The organism is Streptomyces sp. NPDC033177, assembly GCF_055577715.1.
Map to the genome: position 1 here is coordinate 288,125 of NZ_JBVIPS010000003.1, position 11,228 is coordinate 299,352.

Below are 11,228 nucleotides of genomic sequence, written 5' to 3' on the forward strand. Positions count from 1 at the left end.
CCCTCCCCCCCCCTCCCCCCCCTCCCCTCCCCCCCCTCCCCCCCCTCCCCCCTCCCCCCCCTCCCCCCCCCCCCCCCCCCCCCCCCCCTTCCCCTCCCCCCCCCCCCCCCCACCCCCCCCCCCCCCCCCCCCCCCCCCGCCACCCCGTGGACAAGGCCGTGCTCGGGCTCGGCCTCACCGTCCTCGCCGTCTCCCTGCCGCCCTGGCCGGGTGCCGCCCTGGTCCTTGCCGTCGCGCTCACCGTGCTGCTCGGGCCCGCCGGTGTGCCACCGCGCAAACTGTGGCGCGCCTACCGTGTGCCCCTGGGTTTCTGCGTCACCGGCGCCCTGACCCTGCTCGTCCAACTGGGCGGGCCCGAAGGGTTCGTCACGCTCGCCGACGGCGGCCCCGAGCGGGCGGGCGGACTGCTCCTGCGCACGTCGGCGGCCTCGCTCGGCGTCCTGCTCTTCGCCTTCACCACCCCCATGTCGGACCTGCTGCCCCGCCTGGTGAAGGCGGGCGTACCGGCGCCGGTCGTCGACGTGGCCCTGGTCATGTACCGGATGAGCTTCCTGCTCCTCGACTCCATGAGCCGGATCCGGCAGGCGCAGGCCGCACGGCTCGGCCACACCACCCGGGCCGCCACCTGGCGCTCCCTCGGCGGTCTCGGCGCCACCGCGTTCGTGCGGGCCTTCGACCGGGCGGGCCGGCTGCAGGCCGGGCTCGCCGGACGCGGGTACGACGGGACCCTGCGGGTGCTCGTGCCCGACGCCCGGATCTCCCGGCCCTTCGTGGCCGCAAGTGCCGTGCTCCTCATGGCCCTTGCCGCCCTCACCCTCGTACTCGAAAGGCTTCTTCCATGAGCGAGCCGAGCGGGTCCTTGGTCGCTCTGCGCGCCGTTTCCTACGCGTACGAGGACGGGCCCACCGTCCTCAGCGGCCTGGACTTCGACGTCACCGAGGGCCGCGCGCTCGCCCTGCTCGGACGCAACGGCAGCGGCAAGACCACCCTCATGCGGCTCCTGAGCGGCGGACTCCGCCCGGTCCAGGGCGGTTTGACCCTGGGGGGCACCCCCGTGACGTACGACCGCAAGGGGCTCACCCGGCTGCGCACCACCGTCCAGCTGGTGGTGCAGGACCCGGACGACCAGCTCTTCGCCGCTTCCGTCGAACAGGACGTGTCCTTCGGGCCGTTGAACCTGGGGCTTCCGGACGCCGAGGTGCGCGGCCGGGTCGCCGAGGCGCTCGACGCGCTCGACATCAGCACCCTGGCGGACCGCCCCACCCATCTGCTCTCCTACGGTCAGCGCAAGCGCACGGCCATCGCGGGAGCCGTGGCGATGCGGCCCCGCGTCCTGATCCTCGACGAGCCGACCGCGGGACTCGACCCCGACGGCCAGGAACGCCTCCTGGCCACCCTGCAGGGCCTGCGGGACGCGGGAACGACCGTGGTGATGGCCACCCACGACGTGGACCTGGCCCTCCGCTGGGCCGACGACGCGGCCCTGCTCACCCCCTCGGGAGTACGCACCGGGCCGGTCGCGGAGATGCTCGCCCACCGCGAACTCCTGGCGCAGGCGGGCCTGCGCCTGCCCTGGGGGATCGCCGTCACGGAGCTGCTGCGGAACAAGGGCCTGCTGGCCGAGGTGGGCGAAGGGCCGCGCACCCCCGAGGAGTTGGCGGCCCTCACGGCGTCGGCACTGCCCGGTGCGTCAGGCGGCTGACGGCTGTGCGGCCCGGACGCGGGCCGGCAGCAGCGTCACGGCGAGCAGCGGGATCGCGGCGAGCACGAGCCACGGCACCCACGGCGGGAGCCCCGCGTCGAGGAGCGAGCCGGTCACGGCGCTGCCCGCGAGGACGATCAGACCGGAGACCGACGACAGCGCCCCGGTGTAGAGGCCGAGCCTGCCGTCGGGCGTGAGATCCGGGACCCAGGCCCGCGCGGCGGGGGCCACCAGCATCTGGCCGAGAGTGAGAAGGACGACGAACCCGGCGGCGGGCAGCAGCCCGGCCACGCCGGTCCAGGCGGCCGGCCGCGCGAGGGCCACGACGGCGAACCCGACGGAGATGAGCACGAGCCCCGCCGCCATCGAGCGGCGCTCGTCGAGGCGCCCTGCCGCCCAGTGGGTGACCGGCAGCTGCGTGGTCACCACGAGGAGGGAGGAGAGGGCGAAGAGCCAGGCGATCGGCGCCTGCGACCCGGCCGTACGCTCCACCTCGTCCGGCAGGGCGAGATAGAGCTGGTTGTACGCCAGGAGATACGCGCCGTAGGCACAGCACACCGCCAGGAACCGGCGGTTGCGCACCAGCTCGCCCAGGCCTCCGCGTACGCGGATCCGCACACGCCCCGGGATGCGCTGCGGCAGCAGCCACAGGTGCCCGGCGAGTACGAGGACGAAGACCCCGGCCCCGGCCAGACAGACGGTGCGGAAGTCGACGGAGAGCAGCAGCGCGCCGATGAGCGGACCGAGGAACGCGCCGGCCTGGCCCGCCACGGTGAGCAGGGCCAGGACGCGGGTGCGCGGGCCGCGGCCCGACTCCTCCCAGAGCACCGCCTGCCGGGCGACCTCGGACTCCACGGCGGGGGAGAACAGGGCGGCGGCGAACCCGATCAGGAGCACCGCGCCGATGACCGACCAGGTCTGCTGCGCGTAACCGAGCCAGGCGAATCCGGCGATCCGCAGCAGGCAGCCGGTGAGCACCACCGGCCGCACGCCGTACCGGTCGGTCAGGGCGCCGCCCACGACGAAGAGCCCCTGCTGGCTGAAGGTCCGCAGGCCGAGCACCAGGCCGACCAGCCAGCCCGCCATGCCGATCGACGCGCCCAAGTGCTCGGCCAGGAAAGGCAGGACGGCGAAGAAACCGATGTTGAAGGCGAGTTGGGTCAGGATCAGCAGGCGAAGGAGGGGCGACAGGTGCGGCCAGGTCCGTTCGCGGCCTGAGCGTTTGGTGGGCCGGAGACGCGCGGGTAGGGACAGTTGACGTCGATCGCTCACCGGGCAGCCTCTCCGGTCGTGGACAACTCTCGGTCGGCGGGCCGTACTTCGACCACGCGTGAATACTCTTCGGGCCGGTCCCGGAGCTGCGCTCGCAACGGCGCCTGACGTCGGCCGGTCACCGGGCGGCCGTCCCCGCCGTACTCAACTCCCGCTTCGAGGGCGGCGTTTCCCGCGCGAGGGGCGGCTCGGAGGGTCGGCGCCGACGCCTCACCCACCCGGGGAGCGGCACGCCGCCCGCCGCCGTCACCGCGAGGGCTCCCAGGAGGGCGAGCGCGGCCGCCGGGGCGAGCAGGGCCCAGGGGGCGCGTTCGGCGTAGGGCTGGTTCTCGGCGAGCAGCAGACCCCACTCGGGGGACGGCGGCTGGGCGCCGAGCCCGAGGAAGCCGAGGGCGGCCAGGGCCAGCGCGACGGCGGGCAGTCGCAGCAGCGCATGGCGGGTGACGGGCGGCAGAACCGCGGGCAGCAGATGGTGCCGCAGCTGGTGGCGGCGCCCCGCACCCAGGCTCCGGGTCGCCGTCAGGTGCAGGGTGGCGCGCTCCTGGAGGAGAAGGGCGGCCGTGTGGGCGGCCAGCGGGACCCAGGCGACGGTGGCCACGGCGATCGCGGGGGTGGCCGCCCCGCTGCCCGCAACACCGGCGACGAGGAGTCCCGCGAGCGTCGGCGGTATCGCGTTCAGCGTGTCGAGGAGCGGGCCGGAGAAGCGCGGCAGAAGCCCGAGCAGGATGCCTGCCAACAGGGCGAAGGCGCTGATCCCCAGGGCCAGCGCGAGGGTGTGCAGCGCGCCGTGCCCGACCCTGGCCAGGACATCGCGGCCCAGGGCATCGGTGCCGAACGGGTGCGCCAGGGACGGCGCCTGGAGCCGGGCCGCGGTGTCCAGGGCGAGAGGATCCCGGGCCAGGCTGAAGAGGATCACGCCAAGCAGCAGCCCGCCGTACAGCAGCGGCAGCAGGCTGGGCGCGGGCGGCGTCGGAAGATGCAGCGTCGGCAGGGCCCCGTCCCGCAGCGCCGGACCGCTCGCCAGTCGCGACGCGAGGCGGAAGAGGCCGCCCGCCACGGCGGCGAGCAGGACGAGCGCGAGGGTTCCGGCCTGGAGGACGGGCAGGTCCTGTGCCACCGCGGCCTGCAGGGTGGAGCGGCCGAGCCCGGGGATGTCGAAGATCTGCTCCACGGCGACCGCGCCACCGGTCAGGCCCACGAGGAAGAGGCCGAGGTTCGGCAGCAGGCCGGGCAGGCAGCGGCGCAGTGCCTGGTGTGCGATGCGTCCGCTCGGAATGCCGCGGGCCGCGGCCGCCCTCGTCCACGGTTCGGCGAAGGTGCCGGGCAGCAGGTCGTCGACCAGCCGCCCGAGCAGGGCCCCGGCGGGCAGCCCGAGCGAGAGCGCGGGCAGCACGAGCCACCGCGGCCCGTACCAGCCGAGGGCGGGCAGCCAGCCCAGATGGACGCCGACCACGGTGGCGAGCACCGAGGCCGTCAGGAATTCGGGCATCGCTGCGACGACCGCGGCTCCGCCACCGGAGGTGCGGCGCCCCGCGAGCCGGCGGCGGGAGCCGAGCCACAGGGTGCGGGAGCACACCGCGCCCGCCGTCACGACGGCCACCACCAGCGCCGCCGACATGAGCAGCAACGAGACGCCCAGGGCCTGCACCACGGAGGGCAGCACCGCTTCACCGGAGATCCACGACCGCCCGGCGTCCCCGTGCAGGAGCCCACCCGTCCACTGGCCCAGGAGGTGCAACGGGCCCTCGTCCAGGCCAAGTTCGCTGCGTACGGCCGCCAGGACCTCGGGGGTGGGGGTGCGCTCCGCGGCCCGCGCCTTGAGCACGGTGAGTGCCGGGTCGGTGCGCGACAGCCAGGGCAGCAGGCCGATCAGGCACAGCGGCACCGCGGCGAGAACCACGCGCCACAGCAGCACCGGTCCGCCGGTGCGGGCGAGGCTCCTGCGCATGCCGCCCTCAGCGCCTGGTGCCGGCGGCGACCAGCGTCCGCTCGTACGGGTCGAGGATCTCGCCGCGTACGGAGCCGCCGACGCCCGTGATGATCCGCTGGTGGACCAGCGGCACGACGGCGTCGGTGCCGAGGATCTCGGCCTCGGCGGTCATGGCCGCGTCCTGCCGCTTCGCGGGGTCGGTCGTGTTCTCGGCCTTCCGCACGGCCTTGTCGACCGCGGGGTCGCACAGCTGCGAGAGGTTGTAGCTGCCGTCGCAGGTGTAGTCGCTGGCGAGGACCGACACGGGGTCGCCGGTGTCGAGCATGGTGTTGCGGGCGCCGACGAACGCGTCGAACTTCCCGGCCAGGGCGTCGCCCTCGATGCGGGAGGACTCGCGGACCTCCAGGGTCACCTTGAATCCGGCCTTCTGCAGCTGCTGCTTGAGCACCTGCGCGACCTCGGGGAGTTCGGGCCGGTTGTCGTACGTGCCCAGGGTGATGGACTTTCCGCCGGGTGCCGCCGCCTCCGCCCGGCCCTCGGGCTTGTCGCGCTTTCCGTCGGCCCAGGTCAGGGCGGGGCCGAAGATGCCCTTGCCGGTGTCGGCGTGGCCCTCGTAGACGTCCTTGGCGAGCGCGGAGGTGTCGATCGCGGCGCGGGCCGCGGCGCGCAGACCGGGGTCCTTGAAGACCCCCTTCTCCGTGTTGAGCTGGAGGGCCGTGGTGCGTGCCGTGGCGGTCTCGCGTCCGTGGCCCTTGTCGAGGGAGGCCGCCTGGGAGACGGGGACGGCCTCGGCGATGTCCACGTCGCCGGTGCGCAGGGCGTTGGTGCGCGCGGTGCCGTCGGCGATGAAGCGCGCGTCGACGCCGGACGCCTGGGCGCGGCCGCCCCAGTAGTCGTCGAAGCGATCCAGGGTCGCCGCGGTGGCTCCGGTGGTCTTCGTGAGCTCGAAGGGCCCGGTGGCGGTGCCGACCGGGCTGACCTTGTCGCCCTTCGCGTACGCCTTGGGGGAGAGTACGGCGAGGCCGGGGCTCGACAGGCGCAGCGGGAGGGCCGGGTCGGGGTCAGCGGTGGTGATCCGGACCCGGTCGTCGCCGACGGCCTTGGCGGTGAGGGCGGCTCCCGACAGGGCGGCGGTGACGGGCTTGGCCTGGCCCGCGTGAGTGAGGGCGGAGGCGACGGCGGACGGGGTGACGCGGCTGCCGTCCTGGAATCCGGCCTGGCGCAGGGTGAACAGCCAGCTGCGGTCGCTCTCCTGCTGCCAGGACGCGGCGAGCGCGGGAGCGGCGGCGCCGTTCGCGTCCAGCTTGGTCAGGCCCTCGGTGACGCCGAGGCGGCTGAGGAGGGTGGCGTCGGCGCCGTACGGGGAGAAGTTCTCCGAGGGAGGGAAGGCCAGCGCGACCTTGAGGCGGGCGCCTTCCGCGGAGTCGCCGGACGCGTCGTCCTTGGCGGCGAAACAGCCGGTGAGCAGGGGAGCGACGAGCAGGCCGACTATGAGGGGACGGCGGCGGACGGAGCGCATGGTCCTCGTTCTCGGGGTGGAGTGGTTCCGGAAGTGCGGTGGCAGCCACGAAGACTACATGACAATCATTTCCATTAATGCTGTCGGGGGTGCGTTCTGGGCGGAGGGGTGCTGGGGCCCGGCGGTGTGCCCGGTGGCTATGGCTGCATGGGTACTTCGAAGTGCACGACGCGCGACCCGCCGGAGTCCTCGCGTTCGTCGTGCACCACTTTCCCCATGGAGCGCCAGAAGCCCTCGGCGCCGGTGACCGCGGGGTCGGTGTGCAGATAGACGGACCCGTATCCGCCGTCCGTCGAGGCGAAGTCGAGCAGCTCGTTGACCAGCCGCCGGGCCAGGCCGCGGCGCCGGTGCTCGGCCCGCACGTAGACGCGCCGCAGTTGCGCGGTCTCTCCAGAGGGGAAGCGCTCGGCGATCCAACGCGGGTTGGGCGGGTGCGCGGGGCCACGGGAGTCGAGGGCGGCGGTCGCCGCGACCGTCCCGTCCTGCTCGTCCACCGCGACGAGCAGGGTGTGGCGGGCCGGTCTCAGGTATGCGGAATCGAGGTCGATGATGTCGCCGTGCCAGCGCGGCACGTACCCCGTGCCGAAGTCGTGGTAGACGGTGTCGAGCATGACGGCTCGTGCGGCGCCGAGGTCGTCGGCGGCGGCCGTCTTGATGCGGTATTCAAGCACTTGCACATCCTAAGCATTAAGCCGATATGGCCCGCCACCAGCGATATCGCCGACCGTTCGAACCGCCCACGCGGGCAACGTTGCATGACCATGCGAAGTCATGCATACTCTTCCTATGTCCAAGGTCCTCACCTCCCTCCCCACCGGCGAGCGCGTCGGCATTGCCTTCTCCGGCGGTCTCGACACCTCGGTCGCCGTCGCCTGGATGCGTGACAAGGGCGCCGTCCCCTGCACGTACACCGCCGACATCGGCCAGTACGACGAGCCCGACATCGCCTCCGTGCCCGGTCGCGCCTCGGCGTACGGCGCCGAGATCACCCGACTCGTCGACTGCCGCGAGGCGCTGGTCGAGGAAGGGCTCGCGGCACTCGCGTGCGGCGCCTTCCACATCCGGTCGGGCGGGCGTCCGTACTTCAACACCACGCCGCTGGGCCGCGCCGTGACCGGCACGCTCCTGGTGCGGGCGATGCTGGAGGACGGGGTGCAGATCTGGGGCGACGGCTCCACGTTCAAGGGCAACGACATCGAGCGGTTCTACCGGTACGGGCTGCTCGCCAACCCGCACCTGCGGATCTACAAGCCCTGGCTGGACGCGGACTTCGTCACGGAGCTCGGCGGCCGCAAGGAGATGTCGGAGTGGCTGCTCGCGCACGAGCTGCCCTACCGGGACTCCACGGAGAAGGCGTACTCCACGGACGCCAACATCTGGGGCGCCACGCACGAGGCCAAGACGCTCGAGCACCTGGACACCGGCCTCGAGACCGTCGACCCGATCATGGGTGTGAAGTTCTGGGACCCCTCGGTGGAGATCGACACGGAGGACGTGACGATCGGCTTCGACCAGGGGCGCCCGGTCACGATCAACGGCAAGGAGTTCGCCTCCTCGGTCGACCTGGTCATGGAGGCCAACGCGATCGGCGGCCGGCACGGGCTCGGCATGTCCGACCAGATCGAGAACCGGATCATCGAGGCCAAGAGCCGCGGCATCTACGAGGCGCCCGGCATGGCGCTCCTGCACATCGCCTACGAACGCCTGGTCAACGCGATCCACAACGAGGACACGCTGGCCGCGTACCACAACGAGGGCCGGCGGCTCGGCCGGCTGATGTACGAGGGCCGCTGGCTGGACCCGCAGGCGCTGATGATTCGCGAGTCGCTGCAGCGCTGGGTCGGCACGGCGATCACCGGCGAGGTGACGCTGCGGCTGCGGCGCGGCGAGGACTACTCGATCCTCGACACCACGGGCCCGGCGTTCAGCTACCACCCGGACAAGCTCTCCATGGAGCGGACCGAGGACTCGGCGTTCGGCCCGGTGGACCGGATCGGCCAGCTGACCATGCGGAACCTCGACATCGCCGACTCCCGCGCGCGCCTTGAGCAGTACGCGGGCCTCGGCCTCGTCGGCTCCGGTCACCCGACGCCGATCGGCGCCGCGCAGGCGGCCTCGACCGGTCTGATCGGCGCCATGGACGGCGGCGGCGCGGAGGCGATCGCCTCGCGCGGCGAGACCACGGACGAGGAGTCGATGCTGGACCGTGCCGCGATGGAGTCCGGCACGGACTGACATTGCCGCGGTCGTACGAACGCGAACAGCGGGCCCTGGCGGATTGCGATCCGCCGGGGCCCGCTGTCTGTTGCTCTCGTCGTCCGCTGTCAGCGGCTTTCGGTCACATCAGAAAGTGGCCGGTGTGCGATCAGCGCGGACCACGCCGAAGGCGTCCGCCATCCGCAGCGCCGCCTCCAGGTCGCCGTTCACGTCGATGACCTGGGCGCTGACCGCGTCTTCGAGCGGCAGGGAGCCCGCGCCCAGTTGGAGAAGGGTGCCCAGATCCGTGACGAGTGTCGCGGCGGCGTCCGGCGCGGGGCCCAGGCCCGTCTCGACGGTGCCGTCGTCGACGCGGGCATGGAAGACGAGATCGCCGATCACCCACTCGTAGGTCTCGCGTACGCCAAGGGCGCGGTCGGCGCGGAACGAGGCCCCGACGGCTCCGACGATGCCGTGCCGGCCGCCGGTCGCCTCGGGGTGTGCGCCGAGGATGGCGATCACCCGCGCGGCGGCCGTGAGTTCACCCTCGAGCCGGGCGAGGCCGCGTGCGACGGCGTCCTCGATGTCGACGAGGCGGGCGCCGACGGCGAGGAACGTCCCGAGGTCGGTCGTGATGGAACAGACGGGGTCCGTGGCGCCGCCGTTGCGGATGTCGAGCACGCCGTCGTCGACGCGCAGGTGGAACGTGTCGCCGTCGACCCGGAACTCGTACGTCTCCCGCAGCCCGCCGGCCTGTTCGGGCCGGAAGCTGGCGCGCAGGCAGCCGAGCACCCAGCTGAGCCGAAAGGCGTCGCCGGGCCGGGGAGCGGCCGGCAGCCGCATGCCCCAGCGGGTCAGCTCGTCGAGCACCGGGCGCATGGCGGTGCCGAGTCCGGTCAGTTCGTAGACCGTCGAGGAGGCCGGTGGCGGCAGTTTGGCCTGGCTGATGATGTCCGCATCGCGCAGGGCGCGCAGCCGCTCGGCCAGGACGTTGGGGCCGATGCCGGGCAGCCCGGTGACGAGGTCGGTGTAGCGCCGGGGTCCGAGCAGCAGCTCGCGCACGATGAGCAGGGACCACCGGCCGCCGATGACGTCCAGGGCCCGTGCCGCCGGACAGGACTGGTCATAGCTGCGCGTCATGCGGGCCGAACCGCCTTCCCCCGTGGATGGCTGAGTCTTCGATGGTACTCGGCAACTCGCTTGGATCCGCGGCTTGTTGGTGCCGGGCGGGGCGGGGGCGGTGGCGTGACACGCGTATGCAATGTCCCGGTGGGTCACATGTCTCATCGGGACATTTTGAGGAGTACAGTCGAAGGCGAGGGGGACACCAGGCGCACAGCAGAGCACAGCACGAGCCGAGAACGAGAAGAGGCATCCCAGATGTCAGCGCAAGAAGGCCCCGACATGCCCGCCGAGATGAAGGCCGTCCAGTACCGGAGCGTCGGCTCCGCCCCCGAGGTGGTCACCGTCCCGCGCCCGGAGCCGGGCCCCGGCCAGGTACTCCTGAAGGTCACCGCAGCGGGCGTGTGCCACTCCGACATCGCGGTGATGAGCTGGCCCGCGGAGGCACTGACCTTCCCGCTGCCGCTGACCCTCGGCCATGAGGGCGCGGGGACCGTGGCCGCCCTGGGTGACGGCGTGACCGGCTTCGAGGTCGGCGACTCCGTGGCCGTCTACGGGCCGTGGGGCTGCGGAGCCTGCCTGATGTGCTCGCAGGGCAAGGAGAACTACTGCTCGCGCGCCGCGGAACTCGGCATCCTGCCGCCCGGCCTCGGGGCGCCGGGTGCCATCGCCGAGTACATGATCGTGGACAACACGCGTCACCTGGTCCCGCTCGGCGGTCTCGACCCCGTGACCGCCGTGCCGCTCACCGACGCGGGCCTAACCCCGTACCACGCGATCAAGACCTCCCTGCCCAAGCTGACCCCCGGCAGCACCGCCGTGGTCATCGGCACCGGCGGCCTGGGGCACGTCGCGATCCAGCTGCTGCGGGCGCTGACCCCGGCACGGGTGATCGCCCTCGACGTCACCGACGGAAAGCTGCGCCTGGCCCACCAGGTCGGCGCCCACGAGACCGTCCTGTCGGACGAGCACGCGGCGACGAGGGTCCGTGAGCTGACCGGCGGCCTCGGCGCGCAGGCGGTGTTCGACTTCGTCGGCGCGCCGCCCACCGTCGCCACGGCGACCGCCTGCGCCGCGGTCGAGGCGGACGTCACCATCGTCGGCATCGGCGGCGGAGCCGCGGCCGTCGGCTTCGGCACGACCCCCTACGACGCGGCGGTCCGCGCCCCGTACTGGGGCAGCAGGGCCGAGCTGATCGAGGTCCTAGACCTGGCCCGTTCCGGCGCGATCGACGTGCATGTGGAGACGTACGCACTGGGGGACGCGCCCAAGGCCTACGAGCACCTGCATGAGGGCCGGATCAACGGCCGGGCGGTCATCCTGCCCAACGGCTGACCCGGCACGGCGACGCACGACGTGGGGGGGGGGGGGGGGGGGGGGGGGGGGGGAGGGGGGGGGGTGGGGGGGGGTGGGGGGGGGGGGGGGGGGGGGGGGGGGGGGGGAAACCCCCCCCCCGAGGGGGAACCCACACCCCCCCCCCCCCCCCA

General features: G+C 73.3%; 9 protein-coding genes. 4 read left to right on the forward strand and 5 right to left on the reverse strand.

The window, feature by feature from the left end; genetic code table 11:
• The first annotated feature begins 146 nt into the window (after window positions 1-146).
• Both cbiQ and ACZ5U5_RS12415 read left to right on the forward strand, forming a co-directional pair.
• Window positions 147-842, forward strand: a complete 696-nt coding sequence (gene cbiQ / locus ACZ5U5_RS12410) for a cobalt ECF transporter T component CbiQ (RefSeq protein WP_469019887.1) — start codon at window positions 147-149, stop codon at window positions 840-842.
• Entirely contained in the window at window positions 839-1,702 is an 864-nt protein-coding gene (locus ACZ5U5_RS12415; RefSeq protein WP_469019889.1) for an energy-coupling factor ABC transporter ATP-binding protein, read from the forward strand. Before cbiQ ends, ACZ5U5_RS12415 begins: the two co-directional genes overlap by 4 nt.
• On the opposite strand, the gene ACZ5U5_RS12420 is transcribed toward ACZ5U5_RS12415, so the two are convergent.
• The 4 genes from ACZ5U5_RS12420 to ACZ5U5_RS12435 all read right to left on the reverse strand — a co-directional run bounded on the left by ACZ5U5_RS12420 (window position 1,691) and on the right by ACZ5U5_RS12435 (window position 7,100).
• The gene (locus tag ACZ5U5_RS12420; protein WP_469020836.1) at window positions 1,691-2,893 is read right to left on the reverse strand and encodes an MDR family MFS transporter; all 1,203 of its coding nucleotides are present in this window, start codon (window positions 2,891-2,893) and stop codon (window positions 1,691-1,693) included. The two genes, ACZ5U5_RS12415 and ACZ5U5_RS12420, sit on opposite strands and share 12 nt — an antisense overlap.
• Window positions 2,894-3,092: 199 nt before the next feature.
• Complete coding sequence (locus tag ACZ5U5_RS12425; RefSeq protein WP_469019891.1) at window positions 3,093-4,922, reverse strand: ABC transporter permease subunit; 1,830 nt, start codon at window positions 4,920-4,922, stop codon at window positions 3,093-3,095.
• 7 nt (window positions 4,923-4,929) lie between these two features.
• Complete coding sequence (locus ACZ5U5_RS12430) at window positions 4,930-6,423, reverse strand: ABC transporter substrate-binding protein (RefSeq protein ID WP_469019894.1); 1,494 nt, start codon at window positions 6,421-6,423, stop codon at window positions 4,930-4,932.
• A gap of 137 nt (window positions 6,424-6,560) precedes the next feature.
• On the reverse strand, window positions 6,561-7,100 hold the full coding sequence (locus tag ACZ5U5_RS12435; protein WP_469019896.1) for a GNAT family N-acetyltransferase: 540 nt from the start codon (window positions 7,098-7,100) through the stop codon (window positions 6,561-6,563).
• A gap of 109 nt (window positions 7,101-7,209) precedes the next feature.
• On the opposite strand from ACZ5U5_RS12435, the gene argG reads away from it, so the two are divergent.
• Window positions 7,210-8,658 carry an argininosuccinate synthase gene (argG, locus tag ACZ5U5_RS12440; protein WP_451208752.1) on the forward strand — a complete coding sequence of 483 codons (1,449 nt, stop codon included), beginning with the start codon at window positions 7,210-7,212 and terminating at the stop codon, window positions 8,656-8,658.
• Between the two features lie 108 nt (window positions 8,659-8,766).
• Here argG and ACZ5U5_RS12445 read toward each other — a convergent pair whose 3' ends face one another.
• Entirely contained in the window at window positions 8,767-9,759 is a 993-nt protein-coding gene (locus ACZ5U5_RS12445) for a winged helix-turn-helix transcriptional regulator (protein ID WP_469019897.1), read from the reverse strand.
• 276 nt (window positions 9,760-10,035) lie between these two features.
• Here ACZ5U5_RS12445 and ACZ5U5_RS12450 point away from each other — a divergent pair, with 276 nt between their 5' ends.
• Window positions 10,036-11,076, forward strand: a complete 1,041-nt coding sequence (locus ACZ5U5_RS12450; protein ID WP_469020839.1) for an NAD(P)-dependent alcohol dehydrogenase — start codon at window positions 10,036-10,038, stop codon at window positions 11,074-11,076.
• Window positions 11,077-11,228: the final 152 nt, after the last annotated feature.